General features: G+C 40.9%; 26 protein-coding genes. 18 read left to right on the forward strand and 8 right to left on the reverse strand.

Annotated features, from left to right (window positions below; genetic code table 11):
• The 6 genes from infC to IEV36_RS17135 all read left to right on the forward strand — a co-directional run bounded on the left by infC (position 1) and on the right by IEV36_RS17135 (position 3,678).
• The gene (gene infC, locus IEV36_RS17110; protein WP_079281829.1) at positions 1–552 is read left to right on the forward strand and encodes a translation initiation factor IF-3; all 552 of its coding nucleotides are present in this window, start codon (positions 1–3) and stop codon (positions 550–552) included.
• 158 nt (positions 553–710) lie between these two features.
• Positions 711–1,031: a DUF7709 family protein gene (locus IEV36_RS17115; protein WP_005255092.1), complete on the forward strand. Its 321-nt coding sequence runs from the start codon at positions 711–713 to the stop codon at positions 1,029–1,031.
• A gap of 126 nt (positions 1,032–1,157) precedes the next feature.
• On the forward strand, positions 1,158–1,778 hold the full coding sequence (locus tag IEV36_RS17120; protein ID WP_005255090.1) for a glutathione S-transferase N-terminal domain-containing protein: 621 nt from the start codon (positions 1,158–1,160) through the stop codon (positions 1,776–1,778).
• Positions 1,779–1,825: 47 nt separating this feature from the next.
• Positions 1,826–2,230, forward strand: a complete 405-nt coding sequence (locus IEV36_RS17125; RefSeq protein WP_005255088.1) for a hypothetical protein — start codon at positions 1,826–1,828, stop codon at positions 2,228–2,230.
• A gap of 107 nt (positions 2,231–2,337) precedes the next feature.
• Entirely contained in the window at positions 2,338–3,189 is an 852-nt protein-coding gene (locus IEV36_RS17130) for an arylamine N-acetyltransferase family protein (protein ID WP_005255087.1), read from the forward strand.
• Between the two features lie 63 nt (positions 3,190–3,252).
• Positions 3,253–3,678 (forward strand): YqaA family protein, encoded by a 426-nt coding sequence (locus IEV36_RS17135; protein WP_005255085.1) that lies wholly within the window; start codon positions 3,253–3,255, stop codon positions 3,676–3,678.
• Positions 3,679–3,713: 35 nt separating this feature from the next.
• Here IEV36_RS17135 and IEV36_RS17140 read toward each other — a convergent pair whose 3' ends face one another.
• Positions 3,714–4,967 carry an MFS transporter gene (locus tag IEV36_RS17140; protein ID WP_005255083.1) on the reverse strand — a complete coding sequence of 418 codons (1,254 nt, stop codon included), beginning with the start codon at positions 4,965–4,967 and terminating at the stop codon, positions 3,714–3,716.
• A 236-nt stretch (positions 4,968–5,203) separates the two neighbouring features.
• Between IEV36_RS17140 and rpmI the strand changes: the two genes are divergently transcribed.
• Both rpmI and rplT read left to right on the forward strand, forming a co-directional pair.
• Positions 5,204–5,398 (forward strand): 50S ribosomal protein L35, encoded by a 195-nt coding sequence (gene rpmI, locus IEV36_RS17145; RefSeq protein ID WP_004637967.1) that lies wholly within the window; start codon positions 5,204–5,206, stop codon positions 5,396–5,398.
• An 11-nt stretch (positions 5,399–5,409) separates the two neighbouring features.
• Positions 5,410–5,769 carry a 50S ribosomal protein L20 gene (rplT, locus tag IEV36_RS17150; protein WP_004655655.1) on the forward strand — a complete coding sequence of 120 codons (360 nt, stop codon included), beginning with the start codon at positions 5,410–5,412 and terminating at the stop codon, positions 5,767–5,769.
• Positions 5,770–5,809: 40 nt separating this feature from the next.
• Here the strand turns inward: rplT and IEV36_RS17155 are convergent, their stop codons facing one another.
• Positions 5,810–6,946, reverse strand: coding sequence for a hypothetical protein (locus tag IEV36_RS17155; protein ID WP_005255081.1), 1,137 nt, complete (start codon positions 6,944–6,946; stop codon positions 5,810–5,812).
• A 72-nt stretch (positions 6,947–7,018) separates the two neighbouring features.
• Between IEV36_RS17155 and IEV36_RS17160 the strand changes: the two genes are divergently transcribed.
• Positions 7,019–7,396: a hypothetical protein gene (locus IEV36_RS17160; protein WP_005255078.1), complete on the forward strand. Its 378-nt coding sequence runs from the start codon at positions 7,019–7,021 to the stop codon at positions 7,394–7,396.
• A 105-nt stretch (positions 7,397–7,501) separates the two neighbouring features.
• Positions 7,502–7,699 carry a hypothetical protein gene (locus IEV36_RS17165; RefSeq protein ID WP_004774718.1) on the forward strand — a complete coding sequence of 66 codons (198 nt, stop codon included), beginning with the start codon at positions 7,502–7,504 and terminating at the stop codon, positions 7,697–7,699.
• Between the two features lie 52 nt (positions 7,700–7,751).
• On the opposite strand, the gene IEV36_RS17170 is transcribed toward IEV36_RS17165, so the two are convergent.
• The gene (locus IEV36_RS17170; RefSeq protein WP_005255076.1) at positions 7,752–8,756 is read right to left on the reverse strand and encodes a hypothetical protein; all 1,005 of its coding nucleotides are present in this window, start codon (positions 8,754–8,756) and stop codon (positions 7,752–7,754) included.
• 230 nt (positions 8,757–8,986) lie between these two features.
• On the opposite strand from IEV36_RS17170, the gene pheS reads away from it, so the two are divergent.
• The 3 genes from pheS to IEV36_RS17185 are packed head-to-tail and all read left to right on the forward strand — an operon-like array spanning position 8,987 to position 12,675.
• Positions 8,987–9,967, forward strand: coding sequence for a phenylalanine--tRNA ligase subunit alpha (gene pheS, locus IEV36_RS17175; RefSeq protein ID WP_005255074.1), 981 nt, complete (start codon positions 8,987–8,989; stop codon positions 9,965–9,967).
• 33 nt (positions 9,968–10,000) lie between these two features.
• A complete protein-coding gene (pheT, locus tag IEV36_RS17180) occupies positions 10,001–12,382 on the forward strand; it encodes a phenylalanine--tRNA ligase subunit beta (RefSeq protein ID WP_005255072.1) in 2,382 nt (793 codons plus the stop codon).
• Complete coding sequence (locus tag IEV36_RS17185; RefSeq protein ID WP_000126166.1) at positions 12,379–12,675, forward strand: integration host factor subunit alpha; 297 nt, start codon at positions 12,379–12,381, stop codon at positions 12,673–12,675. Before pheT ends, IEV36_RS17185 begins: the two co-directional genes overlap by 4 nt.
• Before the next feature lie 100 nt (positions 12,676–12,775).
• Here the strand turns inward: IEV36_RS17185 and IEV36_RS17190 are convergent, their stop codons facing one another.
• The 3 genes from IEV36_RS17190 to trxA all read right to left on the reverse strand — a co-directional run bounded on the left by IEV36_RS17190 (position 12,776) and on the right by trxA (position 15,341).
• Positions 12,776–13,027 (reverse strand): hypothetical protein, encoded by a 252-nt coding sequence (locus IEV36_RS17190; protein ID WP_005255070.1) that lies wholly within the window; start codon positions 13,025–13,027, stop codon positions 12,776–12,778.
• A 389-nt stretch (positions 13,028–13,416) separates the two neighbouring features.
• Positions 13,417–14,685 carry a transcription termination factor Rho gene (gene rho / locus IEV36_RS17195; RefSeq protein WP_004664227.1) on the reverse strand — a complete coding sequence of 423 codons (1,269 nt, stop codon included), beginning with the start codon at positions 14,683–14,685 and terminating at the stop codon, positions 13,417–13,419.
• 329 nt (positions 14,686–15,014) lie between these two features.
• The gene (trxA, locus tag IEV36_RS17200; RefSeq protein ID WP_004774726.1) at positions 15,015–15,341 is read right to left on the reverse strand and encodes a thioredoxin; all 327 of its coding nucleotides are present in this window, start codon (positions 15,339–15,341) and stop codon (positions 15,015–15,017) included.
• Between the two features lie 273 nt (positions 15,342–15,614).
• Here trxA and ppx point away from each other — a divergent pair, with 273 nt between their 5' ends.
• Genes ppx through IEV36_RS17225 form a run of 5 tightly spaced genes read left to right on the forward strand, consistent with a single transcriptional unit; the run spans position 15,615 to position 20,739 of the window.
• Positions 15,615–17,135, forward strand: a complete 1,521-nt coding sequence (gene ppx, locus IEV36_RS17205; RefSeq protein WP_004774727.1) for an exopolyphosphatase — start codon at positions 15,615–15,617, stop codon at positions 17,133–17,135.
• A 28-nt stretch (positions 17,136–17,163) separates the two neighbouring features.
• Positions 17,164–17,988: an acetyl-CoA carboxylase carboxyltransferase subunit alpha gene (locus tag IEV36_RS17210; RefSeq protein WP_004774730.1), complete on the forward strand. Its 825-nt coding sequence runs from the start codon at positions 17,164–17,166 to the stop codon at positions 17,986–17,988.
• A gap of 56 nt (positions 17,989–18,044) precedes the next feature.
• Entirely contained in the window at positions 18,045–19,298 is a 1,254-nt protein-coding gene (tilS, locus tag IEV36_RS17215) for a tRNA lysidine(34) synthetase TilS (protein WP_032863711.1), read from the forward strand.
• 15 nt (positions 19,299–19,313) lie between these two features.
• Positions 19,314–20,153 (forward strand): pyrroline-5-carboxylate reductase, encoded by an 840-nt coding sequence (gene proC / locus IEV36_RS17220; RefSeq protein ID WP_005255065.1) that lies wholly within the window; start codon positions 19,314–19,316, stop codon positions 20,151–20,153.
• A gap of 16 nt (positions 20,154–20,169) precedes the next feature.
• Complete coding sequence (locus IEV36_RS17225) at positions 20,170–20,739, forward strand: YggT family protein (protein WP_004774736.1); 570 nt, start codon at positions 20,170–20,172, stop codon at positions 20,737–20,739.
• A 41-nt stretch (positions 20,740–20,780) separates the two neighbouring features.
• On the opposite strand, the gene IEV36_RS17230 is transcribed toward IEV36_RS17225, so the two are convergent.
• On the reverse strand, positions 20,781–21,911 hold the full coding sequence (locus IEV36_RS17230) for an acyltransferase family protein (RefSeq protein WP_005255063.1): 1,131 nt from the start codon (positions 21,909–21,911) through the stop codon (positions 20,781–20,783).
• Positions 21,912–22,039: 128 nt separating this feature from the next.
• Complete coding sequence (gene polA, locus IEV36_RS17235) at positions 22,040–24,805, reverse strand: DNA polymerase I (RefSeq protein WP_005255059.1); 2,766 nt, start codon at positions 24,803–24,805, stop codon at positions 22,040–22,042.
• Positions 24,806–24,955: the final 150 nt, after the last annotated feature.

A 24,955-nucleotide genomic window follows, 5' to 3' on the forward strand; every position in this document is an offset into this window, starting at 1 on the left:
ATTAAACAGCCTGACCGTAACCAACAACAAGGTGCTAAAAGTAACCGTCCTGCAATCAACGATGAGATCCGTGCGAAAGAAGTACGCCTCGTCGCTGCAGATGGGGAGCAAAAAGGTGTTGTTTCATTAAATGAAGCATTACGTGCTGCAGAAGAAGCCAATCTTGACCTTGTTGAGATTGTTGCTAATGCAGAACCGCCTGTTTGTAAAATCATGGACTACAACAAGCACTTATTTGACTTGAAACAAAAGCAAAAAGATGCGAAGAAAAAACAGCATCAAGTGCAAGTGAAAGAAATCAAGTTACGTCCTGCGACGGATGTAGGTGATTATCAGGTAAAATTGCGTGCAATTTTACGTTTCCTTGAAGAAGGGAACAAAGTGAAAATTACCTTGCGTTTCCGTGGTCGTGAGATGGCACATCAACAGCTAGGTCTTGCTCAATTACAAAAAATTGAAGCTGACGTTGCTGAGTTTGGTGTTGTTGAACAAGCTCCGAAGATGGAAGGCCGTCAGATGGGCATGTTACTTGGTCCGAAAAAGAAAAAGTAATTTTTTCTTGATAAAAAAGCACCGCAACAGGCGGTGCTTTTTTATGTCTAAATCAGGCAATGGTTTGTTAAAAATGTGCTAAATCTAATGTCTAAGAATAAAAACAGGCTATGATAAGATTACTTGATAATTACACAATTTAAAAACTGGAAAAATTCATGTCTACAATTAAAGGTACTCAAGAACTCTCTGAAATTAATCAAAAAGTTGTGCAAGAAGGAGAGGTTCTACCACAAGTTAAACTGAAAGATGGCAGTCGTGTACAAACAGGTACCGTTGCGACCATGCTACACAATATTAATCTTTATAATGCTGGAGTGCGTGGGGCTGTTGAAGAAGAATTAGCCTTAGCTGTCCCAACGTTATTTAAGGTGGGCATGTTCGATTTATTCTCTGTAGAAGAGTGGATTAATGGCACGAATGCTGGGCGTAAATTTGTCGGTGAAAAAGCTAGAGAATTTCAACAAAAGCACAAATAATTTTCTAGATATTTAGTTTAAAAACATGGTGCTATTGTATCTTTTCGTGCCTATTTGCTGATCAATATAGGCGAAGTGTGCTATAACGCAACAACAGTCAAGATAACGATCAACAGGACAACATAAATGATTGACTTATACTACTGGGGCACACCCAATGGACATAAAATAACAATTGCTTTAGAAGAAATGCAACTTGAGTATCAAATTTTCCCTATCAATATTCTTGAAAATGACCAGTTCCAGCCTGACTTTTTGAGAATCTCCCCTAATAATAAAATTCCTGCGATTGTTGATCAGAATGGGCCAAGAGGTGAACCGATTTCAGTGTTTGAGTCGGGTGCGATCCTGCAATATTTAGGTAGAAAAACGGGACTGTTCTACCCAACTGATGAACAGGAACGGGTTGAGGTTGAGCAGTGGCTGATGTGGCAGATGGGCGGTTTCGGGCCAATGTTGGGACAAAACCACCATTTCAATAAATTTGCTGCCGAACGTATTCCTTACGCGATTGATCGTTATGTTAATGAAACCAAACGTCTCTATGGTGTCTTAAACAAACAGTTGATTGGCCAGAAGTTTGTGGCAGGCGAATATTCAATTGCAGATATGGCGATCTTACCGTGGGCATTGCGTTATGAATGGCAGGGCATTCAGCTTGAAGATTACCCATACGTAAAAGATTATATTGAACGTCTCACGGCCCGTCCTGCGATACAGAAAGCCTTGTCGATCAAGGTTGGATAAGGCTATTGGCTGAGCAGCAGTACTATTTAAAACATTGGATAATTGCGATGGGATTGTTGCTGTTGACAGCAATCCTTTGCGCTCAGCTGCAAACGCTCTATTCAGAAAGTCATTTAGCAGGTCTAGTTTTTGTTTTCATTACCATTCTAGGACTTTTCTTTTCTACACTTTTTTCTTGGTTACAGCGAGAAACCAAAAACTCATATTTGAGCACGTGGTTTTTTACTGGCTTTTTAAGCCTCTCATTAGTTTTATGTAGTTATCTTGACCATAAGGTATCCATAGATTTAGCGGCAGTTTCAAATGAAGAAATTCAATTAAGCCTGTATCAAAAAAATGTAAGTTCTGATTTTACATTCTGGATATTATTCCTTTTTCCATTTCTTTTTTCAGTTTTACATTTTTCTATTCGATCTAAAAAATTGAAAACGAAATATAAATCATTGGTGTAATTTCCCTGTTAGCCGTATAAGCGAAGCTATTTTATAATTGTGTAATTTTTCATCTTGTCTTGGCATGATCAGGTTAGGATGATTTAAGCTCATCAAAAATAAAGATCATGCAATCAACAATTTCAACGGACTATTTAAACAAACTTGGCTTTGAAGATGGTTTCTCACCTACTTTGGCTCATCTAAAAACCTTATTAAGTCTTCATGTTCAGGCGATTCCTTTTGGCAATTTCTCTTCTTTCTTGGGAAGGGAGGTCTCATTAGCATCGGACCAACTTGCTCAAAAGTTATTAAGAAACGATCAAGGGGGGTATTGTTTAGAGCATAGTACCTTAACCAGAATTGCGTTAACTGAACTGGGGTACGATGCTTATAATGTGCTGGGACGGGTGTATTATCAGGGTGCACCTGTAACCACCCCTGTAATGAGTCATTTATTGACACTGGTTCGTATTGATCAGCAACTCTTTTTATATGATCCCGGTTTTGGCGGGATGACACCGACGAGTATCTTGTCGATGAATCGCATTGGTGAGGCTCAAACCACCTCATTAGAATCCTTTAGGTTTGTGGAAGTCGCACAAAGTGGTTTAAGTGGTGAGGTGCTTACAGGAATGAAATATATGTTGCAGGTCTGTATCCATAATGAATGGATAAATGTCTATGCCATTGATCCAGAGCAACAGATTGCACATGCCGATGCACAGGTCGCAAACTGGTTTATTTCGACTTCTTCGGAATCTTTATTTACCCAGCACTTAATGTTATCTACTGCCAATAGCGAAATGCGGATTACATTAAAAGATCGGGTCTTAAGAACGCATGGCAAAGGGGGATCTAATAAAAAAGAGTTAACCAATTTTGATGAGTTTGAGCGTACCATTAAGACCGTTTTTCAAATGAATATCTGTGATGGACAATTACAGGCTGCTTGGGAAAAACTGGTACGAACTCAATAATTTCAAGTTATATTGCTGTAGGTTGATATACTTTGATCGATATTGAGTAATCCCTTTAAATTGATGTCTTATTTTTTATTATTTCTCTCGGCTTTTGGCGCAGCGACGTTATTACCTTTACAATCTGAAGCGGTATTAATGACCTTGCTGGTACAAGGTTTATCCAATCCTTTTTATCTAATTTTGGTTGCGACCATTGGTAATGTCTTGGGTTCCTGTGTGAATTGGTGGCTTGGCCTGAAAATTGAACATTTTAAAGATAAAAAATGGTTTCCTGTTTCTGAGCAACGCTTACAACAAGCCCAGCAGATTTATCATAAATATGGCTTTTATTCACTGTTATTGAGTTGGACACCTGTGATTGGTGATCCGATTACCCTGATTGCAGGCTTGATGAAGGAGAACTTTTGGCGATTCTTAGTGATTGTCACAATCGCCAAAGGTGGGCGTTATTTAACCTTATATGCTGTATATCTTGGCATCTTTTAAAAATAAAGAGGAAGGACAAATTCTTCCTCTCTGGTCTATTGATCTGAACCTTTGGTAATATCGACCTTGAATAAGTCACTGGTTTTAAACCAGCAATAACTCACTACGGCAAGGGTCATACAACCTCCGAAAATGGTGGCTGTGATAGTTCCGAGATATTTGGCTGCCAGACCTGATTCAAATGCGCCCAATTCATTACTTGAAGACACGAACATTCCATTTACCGCAGCCACTCGGCCACGCATATTTTCAGGTGGGAAAATTTGCAGCACAGTTTGACGGACGACAACCGAAACACTGTCACAGGCACCTGTCATTGCGAGGGCAAACAGGGAAAGCCACATATGGTTTGAGAAGGCGAACAGAATAGTGAAAATACCAAAACCTGCCACAGCCAACAGCATATTACGCCAAGCATGATGCATTGGTGGGAACTTGGTCAGGACAATCATGGTGATCAAGGCACCAATAGAAGGGGCAGCACGTAGATAACCTAAGCCTTCGGGGCCGACTTTTAAGATTTCCTCGGCAAAAATCGGCAATAGTGCAATTACACCGCCAAACAGTACAGAAACCAGATCGAGTGAAATCGCCCATAACACAATCTTGGTTTTCCAGATAAAGCGGAAGCCATCGGTCAGGCTTTGCAGTACATTTTCGGTTTCCATTTTCGGAAAAGTTCGCTTCTCTAGACAGTTAATCAAAACGAAGCAAACGGCCAGTAATGCAGATACTGCAAAGAGACTGGTTTCACGCCCCAAAAATGCCAGCATAAAACCACCGAGCATGGGGCCAATGATGACACCACTTTGCCAGCCAATCGTGGTCCATGTTGCGCCATTGGCATATAGTTCTCGAGGAATCAAAAAAGGCTTGAGCGATGTTGCGGAAGGATTGTAAAAGCCTCGAATCGTACCTAAGGCAAAAATGACCGCATAAATGCCCCAAGAGAGGGTTGTTATGCCAATTTTTTCTAAACCATGTAAATGGAATAATCCCCAAAGCACTAAAGGTAATGGAATAGAAAAGAATAAACAGACTTTCATGATGCTTTGTTTATTCAGCTTATCTGCAAAATAACCGCCCCATAAAGACAAGGTAATAAAAGGTATCGCCTCTGCCAGTCCAATAAAGCCGAGTGTGAGTGGATCACGGGTAATTTGATACAGTGAATAGGCAACGATAATTTCCTGAATCAGGATTGCCAGTGTTAAGCAGAACTGATTAACAGTCACGATAGAGAAATCCCGATACCGCAAGGCAGCAAAAGCATCATTCTGTATATTCATATGGATGGGTATTTAAGAATTTGACTCTATTATAGGCGCTGATTTTGTGTATGTTTCTCATAATTTGAGAATTAATTATGGAAAATAACGTTTGGGGAAAACACGTCTATTTCTATCAAAAAATGAGCATTTTACTTTTGTTTTAGCGATAGATGCTATATCATACTGCCTTCCTTACCTGCAGGTCGATTTGCAATAGTGCAAACGTGCCGAACAGGTGCCCAAAAGAGGTTACTATGGCTAAGTTAAAAACTCGCCGTGGTGCAGCTAAACGCTTTAAAGCGACTGCAAACGGTTTCAAGCGCAAACAAGCATTCAAGCGCCACATTTTGACCAAAAAATCTGCTAAGCGTATCCGTCAATTGCGCGGTTGTGTAATGGTTCACGTAAGTGACGTTGCATCAGTTCGTGCTATGTGCCCATACATCTAAGGAGATTATAAATGGCTCGTGTAAAACGTGGTGTAGTGGCTCATCGTCGTCACAAAAAAATTCTTGCTCGCGCTAAAGGTTACTATGGTGCTCGTTCACGCGTTTATCGCGTAGCGTTCCAAGCGGTAATCAAAGCTGGTCAATACGCATACCGTGACCGCCGTCAAAAGAAACGTCAATTCCGTGCTTTATGGATTGCGCGTATCAATGCTGGTGCTCGTCAAAACGGTTTATCATACAGCCGTATGATCGATGGCTTGAAAAAAGCTCAAGTGATCATCGACCGTCGCGTATTAGCTGACATCGCTATGCATGATGCAATTGCATTTGCTGCTTTAGCTGAGAAAGCTAAAGGCGCATTAGCTGCATAAGCTTAGAGATTCAAAGAAGGCCGCTTTTTAGCGGTCTTTTTTATTTCCTTCCTATAATTATAAGTACAGACAAGATTGTGGTAATAATTAATAAAAACTTAGCAAATTCATATTTCTGAACCAATAAAAATAGACCATATAATATTATTAGGAGTATTGCTAAGACGATAAGTAGAGTGGTTAGTGCTCGCCAACCAGAAATAGTTTCAGGTTCTGGCGAAGTGGTATTTTCGATAACTGATGAATCTTGCAAACCAGATTCTTTTTTACTTAATATTATTTCTTTTTCTAACTCATTTTGAGTTTTTACCGAGATATAAGATGCTTGATAACTATTAGCAGTATGGCAAATAAGTTGGACAAACTGTTGACCAATTGATTCCTCATAGAGATTAAATTTATTAATTTCTTCCAAATCAAAGTTGTGATATTTAGACATTTCATTACGTGGATGTTTTAAACCTCGAAGATGAATTTTTAAAGTTTCGAACTGTTGAAGCAGGGTGAATGCAAGATTATTTTGTGAAGAGGGATTCTCTAGCAATGGAAAAGTACATCCTTCTTCTTCGTGGGGGTAAAGATGTAAGTTGTTTGTGAATGAAATATCATAGGTTCCATAAAATTGATAAGGTGCAGAACGAATAAGCTCTTGAGTTTCTTTATAGAAATTTTCCCAATTCAGATCGTTATTAAATATTCTAATTTTTTTGTTTTGTTCTAAATTTAGAGGAATAAGAGTAAACAACATATAGTTCCACTCGTCTTGGGTGGATAGAGTGCCCCAAAACTCTCTAGGATCGCCTATAGGTTGGATATCTTTTACAATCTCTCTTTCTATTTTTATTAATGCGATATTGGTATGTCTTAGATTGAAGACTAATACTGGATAATTATTTATTTCAAATAAAAATTTAGATTGAATTTTTTCAAATTCAGGAAAAAGTAGAGCAAAAGGATAAAGTGAACAATCGTAGGCACCTTGATGGAATAGATCAAATATTAAAGCATCAATAGAGTCATAAATAAGTGAGTAATCATCTAAATCTCTCACCATAAAAATATCGTGATTACGAATGCTCCAATGGTGACGAACAGCATGATAAGAAATGAGGCCTTTAAAAAACTGCTGAGCATTATGTTGTAAACCTAATATAAACTTCCAGTAATTCTCGGTCATGGTTTTATAAATACTATTATTGATGAGAAGTTAAGTTGATAATCATAGCTGAAATTATCTATGGATTAAAACGTGCGCAGACAATATCACTTTAGACAAGTGGGTCAAGATACTCATATCTGGGATGTACATCATCTGGTTGAGCTAACCAAAACTTTTGTGATTAAGAAAGTGGAACTTGCTGATATTCGAGAACTCAACGAAGCTTATTGGTTTCCAAATCTATCTCCGACGACACAGCAAATCATTGAACATTTTCAATTGGTTGAAGCTGCTGATCTGAGTTATCCCATTATTTTGTGTGCGGAAGGTCGGGTAATGGATGGTATGCATCGTGTTGCCAAAGCAAGTTTATTGGGACATGGTGATATTCTTGCTGTGCAATTTGCACAAACGCCAGAACCAGATTTTATCAATGTGGATGAAGATGAACTGGATTATGATGAATAAACCAATCTTTTGATTTAATTAGAGATTACATAACCCAAACATGTTGCAATAGACTTTTCTTCCTGAATCTTTTTACAGTAAAGAAAACAAGATTGGGATAAAAATATGCGAGTGAGTGTAGAAGGTTTAGAACAAGGCGCGATTGAAACAGAATTAAGTATCTTGCCAAGAAAGGGCGAAACCATTCGGATCTTTTATGGCCCCGATGCGGAAGTGGAGGGTGAAATTGAAAATATCCATCACATTGTCAATCAGCATGATGGTGGTCATAAAATCATTATCAAAATCAGGCCGACTTTTTAGATTAAACAGAAAACCTAGATGACGTGATCTAGGTTTTTTATTTAGCCCGTTGTTATAAACCAAAATAATATGCACAAACACAGATGATAATGGTGAGGAGAATTAATTTAATCACGCCTGAAGCGCCAACTTTGTGGTGCTGTTGGGTTGGGTTGTGTTGTTGTGGAACTTCCATGGTTCGATCAACGATTTCTGGTTCTTCTGCCGTTAGTTGCGCCGTTTGGTAATGATTGGCGGTTTTCACGATCAGCTTGGCAAATAGGTCATCCGCTTTTTGCAAAAAGTTACGTAGGTTAATCTGCTCCTCAGGACTGAGTAATTCGCCGGTAGCTGTGTAAGGATGCTTCTTTTGCTGTTCTAAATAATTCACTAATGCTTGGGTGCGATGTAATAAGCGGTGTGCACAGTCAGCTGGATAGTCGGTTGGGATCAAGGCCTGTTGCTGACTGGAGAGGTCTTCTGGATCGACTTCATAACCATAGAAAGGAAAATCCTGCTGTTCAGGTTCTATAAAGTTGTCCGCATATTTGCTGTCAAACAGTTCTCTTTCCAGAAAAATAGCAACTTCATTCCAATTCACTTTTTTTAGATCGGCATCGATTTTCTTGGCGAATTTATCATTTAACTCGTAACGCCAAAGATCTTCCTGACGTAGTGCTGATTGCTGAGAAGTAGGGGCTTGAAACTCACTATCACTATTGTCCCATTCGGCAAGCTCATGTCCACAGATCCAGGCTGTTTTTTTGTTGGCTTGATGGCTTACGATAAAATGTGCAAAGGGAAGCAGTTCAACATTGGCATTCGGATTCTGCTCATCATTGAGTACGCTGGACAAATGTAGACTCAGCTTTTTGACGCCTTGTTTTTTTAAACCTTCAAGCCAGATCTGGAAGTGCTGAGCCAGTAGGTGCTGCGAAAGTAAATCTCTGAAGATTAGACGATTCTGATCAAAAACTGGATGGTCGATCCAGCGACTAAAATTAAGATTCCCTGCAAGGTATTCATTGCCATAGGTGACAAGGCTAAGCTGCTGTTTCCAGATTTGATCAAGCGCCATCGTTGTTATTTCTCATTGACGATATCGGTATCTTATCCATTTTATTCAATTATTGATCATTTTTTTCAAAAAATTAATGGATCTCTTTCATTCTTCTATTGTTTTACTCCCAAGTTTATGCAGAAAAACTAGATGATTTAAAGCTTGGTTTTGCTTCATAAAATAGGTAAAAAGCTGATAAACTATAGCGTTTTCTTATATTTCTATATTTTGTTGCTTTGAGAGTTACTATGTCACTGGAAGCCCTGACCACTGAAGCGCTTGCTGCCATTGCAGCGGCTCAAGACCTTGCTGCACTCGATCAAGTACGTGTGCAATTTACAGGGAAAAAAAGCCAGCTTGCAGAGCAGTCGAAAGCACTTGGAAAAATGGATCCTGAAGAACGAAAAGTACAAGGTGCTGCCATCCATGCTGTTCGTGAAGCAATCAATGCAGCTTTGACCGAGCGTCAACAGTCATTACAACAAGCTGAACTTGCGAAGAAACTGGCAAGTGAAACCATTGATATTACTTTGCCAGGTCGCGGTCAGCGCATGGGAAGTATTCATCCTGTTACTCAAGTACAAGAACGTATTTGCCAATTTTTTACCAAGGCGGGATTTCAGGTTGCGCATGGTCCTGAGGTTGAAGATGACTATCACAACTTCGAAGCCTTAAATATTCCGGGACATCACCCGGCGCGTGCCATGCACGATACCTTCTATTTTGATGCGACACATTTATTGCGTACGCATACTTCGGGTGTCCAAATCCGTACTATGGAAACCAGCCAGCCACCGATTCGTATTGTGTGCCCAGGCCGTGTTTATCGTTGTGACTCGGATCAAACGCATTCACCGATGTTCCATCAGATCGAAGGTTTATATGTGGCGGAGAACACCAGCTTTGCCGAGTTAAAAGGGTTATTGATTAACTTGCTCAATGAATTCTTTGAAAAAGATTTGAAAGTACGTTTCCGTCCGTCTTACTTCCCATTCACAGAGCCAAGTGCCGAAGTGGATATCATGGATGAACGCGGTCGTTGGTTAGAGGTTTTAGGTTGTGGCATGGTGCATCCAAATGTACTTCGTGCTGCAGGTATTGATCCTGATAAATACAAAGGCTTTGCTTTTGGTTTAGGGGTAGAGCGTTTTGCAATGTTGCGTTATGGCATCAATGATTTGCGTATGTTCTATCAAAATGATGTGCGTTTCTTACGCCAGTTTGCCTAAGCATTTTTTCAGGATTAGATAAGGTTTATACAAATGAAAATTAGTGAAAATTGGTTACGCACGTGGGTGAACCCAGCCATTGATAGCGATACATTGTCTGATCAATTAACCATGCTCGGTTTGGAAGTTGATGATTTGGCGCCTGTGGCGAAACCATTTACCGGTGTGGTTGTGGGTGAAGTACTCACCGTTGAACAGCACCCAGATGCGGATCGTTTACGTGTGACCACGGTGAATATTGGTTCGGGTGAGCCATTACAAATCGTTTGTGGTGCACCAAATGTACGTGTTGGTATGAAAGCGCCTGTTGCAACCGTAGGTGCGGTATTGCCTGGTGATTTTAAAATTAAAAAAGGCAAACTGCGTGGTGTTGAATCACATGGCATGTTATGCGGTGCTTCTGAAATTGATTTAGAAGACAAGATTGACGGTTTATTGGAATTACCCGCTGATGCGCCAGTTGGGATCAATATCCGTGAATATTTAAAACTTGATGACAACGTGATTGATATCAGTATTACGCCAAACCGCGGTGACTGTTTCAGTATCCGTGGTATTGCACGTGAAATTGCAGTGATCAATCAGTTAACGATGAATGAGCCTGAGATTCAGTCTGTTCCTGCAACCATCGCTGATGAAAAAGCAGTGACCATCACGACTGAAGGTACGCCACGCTACTTGGGTCGTATTGTTAAAAATGTAAATGTTAAAGCAGCAACACCAGACTGGATGGAGCAAGCATTAGCACGTTCAGGTATCCGTACCCATAGCATTCTGGTTGATATTACTAACTATGTATTACTTGAGTTAGGTCAACCTATGCATGCTTTTGATTTGGCGAAAATCGAAGGTTCAATTCACGTCCGTCAAGCGCAACCTAAAGAAAAATTAGTGTTGCTTAATGATCAGGAAGTTGAGTTACAAGATGACATGATGGTAATTGCTGATGATCAAAAAGCATTAGCCATTGCAGGTATCATGGGCGGTTTGGCATCATCTGTTACCGATGATACGCAAGATATTTTCCTTGAAAGTGCATTCTTTGCGCCTTTAGCCATTGCTGGTCGTGCGCGTCGTTTTGGTTTACATACGGATTCATCTCAACGTTATGAACGTGGTGTCGATTTTGAATTGCCAATGATCGCAATGCATCGTGCTTCTGAATTGATTCAAGCATTTGCTGGTGGTGAGTTTGGCCCAATCACAGTGGCTGAACAAACGACTTTATTGCCAAAACGTGAAGCGATTGTATTGAAACAGGCGCAAGTTGATCAGTTACTTGGATATCAAGTAGCGAGTGATTTTATTGCTGATGCATTAACACGCCTTGGTTGTATGGTTACCGCAATCGCTGAAGGCGAGTGGAGTGTTGTTCCTCCTTCGTATCGTTATGATATGGCGATTTATCAAGATTTGATTGAAGAAGTTGTACGTATCGACGGTTATGACAATATTCAAATCAGTTTGCCAAAAATTGATGTGAAATTAGAAAAATATCAAGACCGCTTTGAGGTTGCACAATTACGTCAAACGATTGCAACATTAGGTTATCAAGAAGCCATCAGCTTTAGCTTTGCTGATGCAAAACTTGAAAAGCAGTTGAATCCAGCAGTACAGCCATTGATGTTGGCGAATCCAATTTCAAGTGACTTGGCTGCGATGCGTAGTACCTTGTTATCAAGCTTGATTCCTTGCGTACAGTACAACTTAAACCGTCAACAGCAACGTGTACGTTTCTTTGAACTCGGTTTACGTTTTGATTATCAGAATGCACAAAGTATTCATGACCTTAAACAGATCCCAACCCTGGCATTGATTGCTGTCGGTTCACGTACACCTGAATCTTGGCATGCAAAACCTCAGGCTATGGATTTCTTTGACTTTAAAGGTGAGGTTGAAGAGATTCTGGCAGCAGGTCGTATTGGGGTTGAATTTGTCCGTACCGAGCGTGCATGGTTACATCCAGGTCAATCTGCGGAAATTTTGTTAGATGGACAGTCGATTGGTTATCTCGGTCGTTTACATCCATCTTTGGAAAATGAACTAGATTTGGGCACAACTTGGGTCGCAGAGCTGGATCAGCAGGCTGTTTTGCAATCTTATGTATCTAATTTTACAGAATTATCACGTTTTCCATCAGTTAGACGTGATATTGCGCTTTTAATCTCTGATAATATTGAGGTAAGAGATATTCAGCGGTTAATTGAGCAAACTGGTGGAGAGTTACTAGACTCGACATGGTTGTTCGATGTGTATACGGGGCAAGGAGTTGAACAAGGCAAACGCTCTCTCGCTTTTGCAGTGTTATGGCAACATCCAACTCGTACGCTTGAAGATGCTGAAATTAAATCTGGTATGGATAACATTATTCAAGTGTTGGAAGACACTTACCAAGCGACATTGAGGGCCTCATGACAGCATTAACAAAAGCAGATATGGCGGACCATTTAAGTGAGCTTACTAGCTTAAATCGCCGCGAAGCAAAACAAATGGTCGAGTTGTTTTTTGACGAAATCAGCCAAGCACTGATTGCGGGTGAGCAAGTCAAACTTTCTGGGTTCGGTAATTTTGAGTTGCGTGACAAACGTGAACGTCCAGGACGTAATCCTAAGACTGGTGAAGAGATTCCAATCTCTGCCCGTCGCGTGGTAACGTTCCGAGCGGGTCAGAAATTTAGACAGCGTGTTGGAAATGAGCAGATCGATTGATCTGCTTTTTTATATTTTATTTTGATTGAATTCTAAATAATTAGGGCATAAAAAAAAGAGAACCGTAAGGTTCTCTTTTTTCGATAATCTAAAAACTAGATTATTTAGCGGCAGAAGCTGGTGCAGCTGGAGCAGAAGCTGGAGCAGCAACTTCAGAAGCAGCAGCAACTGGAGCAGCAGCAGCGGCAGCAGTAGCAGCAGAAGCAGCAGTAGTAGCTTCAGAAGCAGCAACTACAGCTTCAGAAGCAGCAGCTTTAGCGTCAGCAGCTGGCGCTTCTTCTTTCTTAGAGCAACCAACGAAAGCTAAAGTAGTAGCAATAGCAGCAACAACAGCGAATTTTTTGAATAACATGGCATCACTCTCATAAAATTGTGAGATTAAAAAAAACCTTAAGTTAGTCTGTTTGTGCTTTTATTATTCCTAAACGCTTTAGGTAACAACGCAGGGAGCAGCCTAACTGGTCTGACGCTATCGTATCAAAGCAATTCGTGAATTACTACTGTTCTGTCCAACAAAACGACAAAAATGGGCAAAATTCGGCTGTTTTTTGATAGAAAATAACTATAGATTATAAAATCTAAATCGGTAAGTTGCGGAAATTAAATAAGTTATTTTATAAATATATAAATAAATCAATGAAATAGTGTTTTTGGTAACTTTTTTAAAAAAATGTAAATATTATGTAAGTATGTCAACCAAATAAAAAAAGCTACCATTAAGGTAGCTTTTTTTATCCGACTTTAGGTTGAGGCTTTTCTTTTCATTTGATCAAAGAAATCATCGTTAGTCTTGGTTTCTTTCATACGATCCAATAAGAATTCCATTGCCGCAAGCTCATCCATTGGATGAAGAAGCTTACGAAGAATCCAGACTTTACGTAGATTTTCTTCGCTCATGAGGCGTTCTTCGCGGCGAGTACCCGATTTCTTGATATTCATTGCCGGGAATACACGTTTCTCAGCGATACGACGATCAAGAGTAATCTCTTGGTTACCTGTACCTTTGAATTCTTCGTAGATCACGTCATCCATCTTACTGCCTGTTTCAATCAAAGCAGTTGAGATAATGGTGAGTGAACCACCTTCTTCAATGTTACGTGCTGCACCGAAGAAACGTTTTGGACGTTCTAAAGCATGCGCATCCACACCACCTGTCAATACTTTACCTGATGAAGGAATAACAGTGTTGTAAGCACGCGCAAGACGGGTAATCGAATCCAGCAGAATCACAACATCTTTTTTGTGTTCAACAAGACGTTTGGCTTTTTCAATGACCATTTCAGCCACTTGAACATGGCGGGCAGGTGCTTCATCGAATGTTGATGCAACAACTTCACCACGAACAGTACGTTCCATCTCGGTTACTTCTTCTGGACGTTCGTCAATAAGAAGGACGATCAGGAACACTTCAGGGTTGTTGCGGACAATGGATTGCGCGATATTTTGCAATAACATTGTTTTACCCGCTTTCGGCGGTGCAACAATGATTGAACGTTGACCTTTACCAATCGGTGCAACAAGATCAACAACACGTGCTGTTAAATCTTCAGTTGTACCATTCCCGAGTTCCATAATCAGCTGTTCTGTCGGGAAGAGTGGAGTTAAGTTTTCAAATAAAATTTTATTACGTGAGTTTTCAGGGGTGTCGTAGTTAATTTGGTTAACTTTTAATAGGGCAAAATAACGCTCACCTTCTTTAGGTGGACGAATTGTACCTGTAATGGTGTCACCCGTACGTAAGTTAAAACGGCGAATCTGTGATGGACTGACATAGATGTCATCTGGTCCAGCTAAATATGAACCAGCCGCAGAGCGTAGGAAGCCAAAACCATCAGAAAGAATTTCGAGAACACCATCACCAAAGATTTCTTCGCCATTCATGGCATGGCGCTTTAAAATGGCAAAAATAATATCTTGTTTACGGTTACGTGCCATGCCTTCAAGGCCCATAAACTCCGCAATTTTAATGAGTTCGCCAATGGGTTTTTTCTTGAGTTCAGTTAAGTTCATAAGTGGTCAGACAGAATGGAATAAGTGGAGGACTACGTTAGGGAAAGAATAAAAATCGACCGCATACATACATGCTGATGTAATTGTATTTACACAACCACAATTCAGTAGTCTGGTTCATTGTTTCAGAGAGAAATGTGAAAACAATTGTTTATTGCCGAGCGGCGATCTTATGTTTTGTGTCTTGTAAGAAGCGCAATGAAGTAGATTCCATTCAAAGCTTCTTGATCCAGAAATATAGATGAAATCAGGGGATTTGTCAATTTTTAACTAGAAATACACTATTCATTTAATAGCGTATTTCTAGCACTGACAATTCAACAGTCGTATTAGATGTTTTGGTCAATAAATGCTGCAAGTTTTGAACGTGGCGCTGCACCAACTTGTTGAGCAACAACTTCACCATCTTTAAACATCAATAATGCTGGAATATTACGGATGTTGTATTTCACAGCAGTGTCTTCGCATGAAGTAACGTCAACTTTAACGATTTTAACTTTACCTGCGTATTCGTTTGAAAGTTCTTCAAGTACAGGTGCAATTGCTTTACATGGTGCACACCAGCCAGCCCAGAAGTCAACAAGTACAGGCGTTTCAGCATCTAAAACATCTGCTTGGAAGTTTTCATCAGTTGTATTAACAATAGTCGCAGACATAAGGTTGCTCCAAATTTAAGAAATAAAGTGCGAATTAGTTCATCATCACGATGAATATTACATTGCTACTTTACTCAATGTAAGGGTTTGTTCCGATTATTCAAGTTTGAAAATGAAAAGTCTAATGGATGCTCACGATGTTGATCATCGACTTCTACAATGATTTATGCATTAAAAGCAGAAATAGGTAACTTTTATTGATTAAAATGACTTTAAAATTGTAAGCATGTGAATTACTCTAATGCGTGAATTGAGCATGGGTTTATATGAATAATGTCTGATTTTCTGATTGATGAAGAGTTACTTGCTGCGATTGATATGGGATCGAACAGTTTCCATCTTGCAATTGCACGTGTTGATCACGGTGAGGTTAAGAAAGTCGCTTCAATGTCAGAAAAGGTACAGTTAGCAGCTGGGCTTGATGAAAATAAGAATTTAACAGAAGCAGCACAACAGCGTGGACTGGCATGTTTAGCCCGTTTTGTGGGACGTTTAAGTTCGGTACAACCGAATCGTTTAAGAATTGTGGCGACCAACGCATTAAGACAAGCGAAAAATGGTCACGAGTTTATTCAAAAAGCTGCGGAAATTTTACCAAAACCGATTGAAATTATTGCAGGTCGTGAAGAAGCACGCCTGATTTACTTGGGGGTTTCCCATACCATGGCCAATGGCGGTCGTCGTCTAGTCGTTGATATTGGTGGTGGATCAACAGAATTTATTATTGGTGAAGAGTTTGAGCCGCTGCATACCGAATCTTTACAGATGGGTTGTGTGGCTTATAGCAAAACTTTTTTTTCGGATGGCGAGATTACCAGCAAAGCATTTGATAAAGCTGTAGTAGCAGCCCGTAAAGAAATGTCAGGTATTGCCAATACCTATAAATCAGTGGGTTGGGATACCGTTGTCGGTTCAAGTGGAACCATCAAAGCCTGTCGTCAGATTGCGGTCAATCTTGGCTTAAGTGATGAACAGGAAAATCTGACCCGTGATGGCTTATATAAGTTAAAAGATCGTTTACTTAAATTTAAACATATCTCAGAAATTGATTTTGAAGGTCTACGTGAAGACCGTCGAGCAGTTTTGCCAGCTGGCGTTGCAATTTTATTTGCCATTTTTGAAGTTTTAGATATCGATAAATTGGCATATTCTGATGGTGCGTTACGTGAAGGCGTCATGTATGACCTGCTTGGACGTTTCAAGCATGAAGATATTCGTGACCGTAGTGTGCAAGCCTTAATGGGTCGCTACAATGCGGATCCGAAACAGGCAGAACGTGTGGTCAGCACTGCTCAGCAATTGTTTGACGGAGTGGCTGAAAGTCTGAATTTAACCACTGAAGACAGTGACTTACTGCGTCGTGCAGCTTATTTACATGAAATTGGTCTGGCGATTAGTCATGCTGGTTATCATCGTCATGGCGCGTATTTATTGCAGCATTCGGATATTCCTGGTTTCTCACAAATTGATCAAAACCATTTGTCACATCTGGTTTCACATCACCGTCGCAAGTTGCGTGCAGATGCAAAAAATGACGTTTTAAAGGTCGGTGGTAGCCATTTACTTTATCTTTGTTTATTGCTTCGTCTGGCTGTTTTGCTGAACCATAGTCGTAGTGATCAGATGCTTCCTGCCATTGAACTCAGTGTTGTAAATGATCAACAATGGCAACTAAGCGTATCTGGCGATGCTAAACAATGGCCTTTATTAGTTGCTGACCTGCATGATGAACAATTGCAGTTTAAGCATTGGGACATTGAGTTAAATATTCAGTCAGACAAATTTGTTGATTAACCATATTATTATGGATCATTCTTGACTTATGAAAAATAAAGCGACTCAGTCCAAGGCTTGGGCTACGGTTCAAATTGCACGACATCCTGAACGTCCGCAATTTCTAGATTATGTCAGTGAAATCTTTACTGAATTTGATGCACTTCATGGTGACCGTTTATTTGGTGATGACGGTGCCATGATTGGTGGTCTGGCACGTTTTGATGGGCAACCTGTGATGGTTGTCGGTCAGCACCGTGGCCGCAGTACCCGTGAAAAGTTACAGCATAACTTTGGAATGTGTAACCCGGAAGGTTACCGTAAATCACAGCGCTTACTTGATATGGCTGAGCGCTTCAATTTACCAGTATTTACGTTTGTTGATACCATGGGGGCTTACCCTGGTGTAGGTGCAGAAGAGCGTGGTCAGGCTGAAGCGATTGCAACCAGCTTGGCGCAACTTTCAAGTTTGAAGGTTCCAGTGATTGCGACTGTACTTGGCGAAGGTGGTTCTGGTGGTGCTTTAGGTATTGGTGTAGCAGATCGTGTGATTATGCTCTCGCATAGTATCTATTCAGTGATTTCACCTGAAGGCTGTGCTTCTATTTTATGGAAAACCGCAGAAAAAGCAGCACAAGCAAGTGAAGCGCTGGCATTAACTGCCGATAAACTCCAAGCTTTAGGCATCGTTGAATATGTCGTGGATGAAGGTGAAGGTGCACATTTGCAACCTGAAAAAGTCATGCATGATTTGAAAGATGTGTTAAAGCAAGCTTTAGATGAATTGCAACCGATGGATGCCCAAGAACGATGCGACGCACGTTATCAACGTTTAATGAAGTTTGGCAGCAGCAATTTAGGCATCGCGTCTTAGGACAAACACAGCATTTTTCTGAACAAACTCAATTCTTGATTGGGTGTAGCGGCGGCATGGATTCCATGCTGTTGCTGTATCTGATGTCTGAACTTTTCCCAAATCGAATTCGTGCCATTTATGTCGATCACCAGCTGCAAACGCTGAGTGCTGGCTGGGGATTGTTCGTCCAACAGCAAGCTGAAGCACTCAATATTCCTGTTATTCTGCAAAAAGTCACTGTTGAAACTGGTAATCTGGAGCAGCAAGCGCGACAAGCCCGTTACCAAGCTTATCAGCAACAATTACAATCCAATGAAATTCTTGTCTTAGCACATCATCAGCAAGATCAGGCTGAAACGTTCTTATTACGTCTATTTTCTGGGGCGGGAGTCAATGGACTCGCTGCCATGCAACAGCTTGATATCCGTGAGGATATGACCATCTGGCGACCATTTTTAGATTTGAGTCGGGAACAGATTGAACAGTGGTCACAACAACTGGCTTTGAACTATGTCACCGATCCGACCAATCACGATACACATTATGATCGGGCATGGTGCCGAGAACAATTATGGCCGCTGCTAGAAAACCGTTTCCCTAAAATGCAGTCGGCTGTGGCACGAAGCAGTTATCTGATGCAAGATGCAGCGGAAATCTTAAATGATGTGTTGAAACAGGACTGGCAGCATTGTGCAACGGATCGTGAGCTGGATTTAACAAAATTAGCTGAGCTTTCAACAGCGCGGCAACGACAACTGTTATCCGTCTGGATTAAAGGTAAAGATCAATATCGGCCAAGTTACGATATGGTGCAGCGCCTACAGAATGAAGTCATTTGGGCGAAACCTGATGCGCAGGCAAGTTTGCATATTCATCAGTATTACTATGCGCGTTATCAGAAAAAATTATACCGTTTAAGCCATGATGAATTGTATGCGGAACAGCAAACAAGCTTTCCAAATATTATTTCTCAACAGTATGAAATGGGACAAGTGATTCAGGTTGCTGCTGGACAATTTAAGATTGAATCGCAAGCCATGGGCCTTTCTGCACAACTGTTAGGGCGTGAGTTGACATTAATCAAACGTCAGGGCGGAGAAAAAATTCATCTTTATGGTCGTGTTGGACATTGGCCTCTCAAAAAAGCCATTCAAGAAGCACAGATTTTGCCTTGGTTACGTCATACAATTCAAATATTAGTCGTGGATAATGTTATGCTTGGGGTTTTTAGCCCAAAAGGTTTTTGGTTGGCGCAATCTGAGTATTTAGAGCAGGGTGGTTGGCAACCAAGTTTAATTTCTGACTGTACTTTTCAGCAGTCTTTTTGATATGACGAGTAGGACATGGCGACAGCATTGAATAAAAATATTTGTTTTATTGGCGGCGGTAATATGGCGCAAGCCTTGATTGGCGGCTTACTTTCTCGTGGTTTACCGACGACACGTATTACCGTTTCTGACCCAGTAGAGCAAATTCGTCACGTATTAGAAGAAAAAGGGATTCAGACCACCACAGATAATGTGGAAGCAATCAAAAATACAGATGTCGTCGTATTGGCAGTAAAACCACAAGTGTTGGCAACGGTATTACAACCATTAAATGGTTTGTTGTCAGATAAACTTTTGATCTCGATTATTGCGGGTGCTGAGATTCAGACCATTTCAGATTTGATTGGTGGCAGTCAGCGTATTGTCCGTGTTATGCCAAATACGCCAGCCTTGGTTCAAACAGGTGCGCATGGTATTTATGCCTCTGAAGCTGTTGATGCACAAGACCGTGAATTAACCAGTCAGATTCTTGCAGCGACAGGTTTAACCATCTGGGTAGAAAATGAAGCACAAATTGATGCAGTAACTGCAGTATCGGGTTCTGGTCCTGCATATTTCTTCTATTTGATGGAAAGTATGATTCGTGCAGGTAAAAACTTGGGGTTGGATGAAAAAGTTGCAACTGCATTGACCTTGCAAACTGCATTAGGTGCGGCGCAAATGGCAATTACCAGCTCAAATTCTCCAGCAGAATTACGTAAGAATGTGACCTCTCCAAATGGCACTACGCAAGCAGCTTTAGAGGTGTTTGATCGTGCGCAGATTTCACAAAATATTCAAGCAGCGCTTGCAGCAGCTCAGAAGCGTAGCCAAGAGCTTGCGCAAGAGCTGAGTGACAAGACTAAATCGGTTTAAGTAGGATAAGACAATTATGGGTGCAAGTTCTGCGCTAATTTTTGGTGTTTTGATCAATGTTGCAATTTTATTGGTCTTTTTCCGTTTTTTAATGCAATTGGCGGCAGTGAGTCCATACAATCCAGTGGTACTTTCGACAGTGAAAGCAACCAAGATTGTAGATATTTTTAGTCGTATTTTCCCAACAGTCGGCAAGGGGCGTGTCAATTTAGCGGCAGTGGCTTTGTTGGTGGTGCTTTATTTACTGAAAATGTTCGGTTTGATGTATTTATCTGGACAGATGCCGCACAGCGCTGTGTATCTGGTGATCACAACATTTGTGACCATGATTCAGGACTTGATCCGTTTCTGTCGTTATTTGATTTTTGCGACCATCATTTTAAGTTGGGTGGTGATGTTTACACAGACACGTTCACCGTATATTGAAGTGATTCAGGAGCTGGCTGAACCATTGCTTGCACCTTTCCGTCGTATCATGCCGAATATGGGAATGATTGATCTTTCTCCAATTTTGGCGTTCTTGGCATTATATGTTGCTGAGATCTTGATGAATGAAGCAGCTAAAGTACTGTTAACAGGTCTTTAAGCAAGTTTGATTCAATAAAAAATGGGCGTAATGCCCATTTTTTATTTCTTGATCATGCGTTGTCTTATGCTTTGGTTGAGTGGATTAGAAAAGTAGCGTGCAATCCACCCCCCTAGGACAATTGCCAGAATAAAGTAAATCAACAATAACAAGAGCTTAATATTACCTTCAGTCAAGGCTGGTGTATAAAACAATTTAAAGAAACCCAGAATGATGAGATGAAATAGATAAATCTCATAACTATTCTTACCGATATTTCTAACCCAATCAAAATGTGAAGATGTTGAATTTTCTCGTTCATTGGCGACATTTGCCAGAATCACGATCACGGTAGAAAATGCAAATAAGCTGATTCCCCAGATGCAATTTTCTTTAATCGATCCTGAAAAGTAGATGAACAGCATAACTGCAATTGCAATCATTTTCAGTGCCGACCAGACTTTAGGCTGAATGATCAGCTTCGGGGCAAGCAGAGCAGCCAGACAGCCAAAAGCAATGCCATCAAAGCTGGAAAAGTAATGGTATAAATAAGCCCCACTTTCTTCACCGTAATGTAAGAATCTAAAATATGGCGCGAATAGAATCAGACCGATACAGACTAAGACAAATAAACTTTGTTTTCTGAAGAACAATGCAGCTAGTGGGAAGCTTAAATAAAAGACTTCTTCAACCGATAACGACCATAAGACACCCAAGACATAGTTGACCCAGCCATTTTCAATAATCAGGATATTCATCCAAAAGGTGAGGGCCGCCAGATTGACAGTGGATTGCGCAACGACAATCTCATTAGGCGCTTGGGTCATAAAGGGTTTTAGCTCAAACGCACCGAGAAGATTCACCAGACAGATGAGTAAAATCATGGTGGGCATAATGCGAGAGAATCTTGAAATATAGAAATCCCGAATATTGATCTGGGCTAGAGATCCCCAACGTTTAAGGCTATGTGAGGTGATCAGGTAGCCTGAGATGACAAAGAACATGGTGACACCATAATTTCCATTCCGGGCCAAAAGCGTGGTGATATTCTCTCCAAAAATTTGAAAATTGATGGAAGTATCAAACAATTTATAAGGAATATTAAAGTGATGGAGTAATACCAGAAAGATGGAAATAAAGCGTAATGAATCAATGGAATGGTAACGGTTAAATTGAACTTGATTAAAGGACATATTGCATTCCTTTCTCCTATGCGGATTAATTTTTATCGGGTATTCTTTATTATTCGTGTTCTTGTAGCGCAGGGGAGTTGATCCCCTGTCTGCAAGAAACATTATGTTTTTATGAGCTGGGGGCTGGCTTAGTGCGCAGCGTCCCAGTTTAGTCCTTGACCGACTTCAACCACAAATGGCACAGAAATTTGCAATACAGATTGCATTACTTCCGCAATTTGTTTTGAAAGTTCATCTGCAATTGCTGCATCCGCTTCAAACACAAGTTCATCGTGTACCTGTAATAACAGCTTGGCTTGATCTTTCGGCAACATTTTATCGACTGCAATCATCGCAAGCTTGATAATGTCTGCTGCACTGCCTTGTAACGGCGCATTAATTGCTGCACGTTCGGCTGCCTGCTTAATCATTTTATTGGTTGCCATAATGTCTGGTGTATACAAACGACGGCCGAGAATCGTCTCGACAAAGCCTTGTTCGCGAGCGATCTGGCGGGTACGTTCCATATAGTCCAGTACGCCCGGATAACGTTGGAAGTAACGTGCGATATAGCTACGAGATTCTTCACGGGTAAAGCCAAGCTGACGGGTTAAACCAAATTCAGACATCCCGTACAGCAGACCAAAGTTGACCGCCTTGGCTTGGCGACGTTGGTCATTGGTGACATCTTCAATATCAATACCCAATACCTCGGAAGCAGTACGACGGTGCACGTCCTGACCTTGCTGGAAGGCATGAACTAAAGCATCATCTTGAGAGAAATGTGCCATTAAACGCAATTCGATTTGCGAGTAATCGGCTGCCAATAATACGCGACCTTCAGGTGCGATAAAGGCTTTGCGAATCTGACGGCCAATCGGGGTGCGAATTGGAATGTTTTGCAGGTTTGGATCGGTTGAAGACAAACGACCTGTCGCCGTTAAGGCTTGATGATAGCTGGTATGCACACGATGGGTGGTATCATTCGATTGTACAATCAGGCGGTCCGTATAGGTGTTTTTGAGTTTCGCCAAACCGCGATGTTCCAAAATCACTTCTGCTAAAGGATGCTCAATTTTCTCAAGGATACTTTCGCTGGTGCTGTATTGACCTGTGGCTGTTTTCTTACCACCTTTGAGTCCAAGCTTTTCAAACAGGACTTCACCAACCTGTTTAGGTGACGCCACATTAAAAGCTTCGCCCGCCAGTTCTGCTGCCTGAGCTTCAAGCGTTTGAATCGTTTCTGAAAACTCAACACTGAGTTGATCGAGGAATTGATGATCCAGCTTAATACCATCTTCTTCCATGCCTGTGAGCACACGAGCAACTGGCATCTCAATGTTATGCAGGATATTCACCAGTTCAGGATGTGCTTTCAGTTTTGCTGCGAGCACTTCATATAAACGATAGGTAACATGCGCATCTTCAGCGGCATAATGGGCTGCCACTTCAAGTTCGATCTGATTAAAGGTTTTTTGTTTAGCACCTTTACCTGCGATTTGCTCAAAAGTCGTGGTCAAATGGCTGAGATAAAGACGGGCAACATCATCCATGCCATGTCGCGTCGCAGCAGCATTTAATACATATGAAGCAAGCATGGTATCGAAATACCAGCCTTGAATGGTGATACCGTGATTGGCAAAGATGTGAGCATCATATTTTAAATGATGACCAATTTTCTTCACTTGTTCATTTTCAAGGATCGGTTTGATCTGAGCCAGAACCTGTTCACGATTCAGTTGTTCTGGTGCACCTTCATAATCATGTGCAACAGGAACATAGTAAGCATCATTGGCATCAAATGCGACCGAGAAACCGACCAGCTCAGCAAAGCGATAATCCAGATTGGTGGTTTCTGTATCAATCGCAAAATGATCCGCTTGCTGCATACTTTGCAATAACGCATCCCAGTCCTGTTGACTAAGCACTGTATGATAGGTGGCTGTGCCCAGTTGATCATCCTGACTAGACAGACTGGCATGATCTTCAACAACCACTTGCTCAGTTTTTTGCTCAGCTTTGGCAATACTTTGTGATGTCTGTTGATAAGCTGAACTGTTTGGATTATTTGGATGATCCAGTGATTGTAACTGGTTACGGAATTCGAGCTCAGTATAGAGATTACGTAACTGATCTACATTTGGATTGGTGAGTTTAAGGTCATGCCAATCTAAAGCCAGATCAAGATCACAAACAATACTTGCCAATTGATGGTCAATCTTGATGTTCTCTACATTATCTTTAATGTTCTGGCTAATTTTGCCTTTCAACTGATCGGCATTGGCAATGATATTGCTCAATGTACCGTATTCATTTAATAGTTTCGCCGCTGTTTTCGCGCCGACCCCTGGAACGCCCATGATACCGTCAGAAGCATCGCCCATCAGCGTGAGATAATCGATGATCTGATTTGGATGTACTCCGAATTTCTCAAAAACACCCGCTTCATCTAAAACACGTTCTTTAAAACTATCTTCCAGTTTGACGTGCTCATTGACCAGCTGTGCCATGTCTTTGTCACCTGTCGAAATCAGGACGTGATGACCTTCTGCCAAAGCGCGTTTGGTTAATGTTCCAATAATGTCATCTGCTTCCGCACCGGGAAGACTATACAACGGAATACCTTGTGCTCTGATCAAAGCATGTAAGTAAGGAATTTGTTGAGACAATTCCTCAGGCATACTTGGACGATCACCTTTATAGATCGGTGATAACTTATGGCGGAAAGTTGGCTCTGGTGTATCGAAAATGACAGCCATGTGAGTCGGTTGGGTACGACGCATCAATTTCTGGATTGCTGAAATTGCACCACGTATTGCATTGGTATGTAAGCCAGTAGACGTCGTTAATGGCGGTAAAGCGTGAAAAGCACGAAATAAGAAATAAGACCCGTCAACCAAGACAAAAGGTGGCATTGCGCAAATCCTAATTATAAATTAGTCGGTATTTTACGTGAAAAAGCCGTGGCTGTCTTATCTGAACGCGGATGAGTACGGCTGGATTTGTCGTTTAAGATTTGCAGTATTTTGTATGTGAAAATACCTGCTTATGCAGTGATCAAGTAA

It is taken from the genome of Acinetobacter vivianii, from assembly GCF_014635885.1.
Lineage (GTDB): Bacteria > Pseudomonadota > Gammaproteobacteria > Pseudomonadales > Moraxellaceae > Acinetobacter > Acinetobacter vivianii.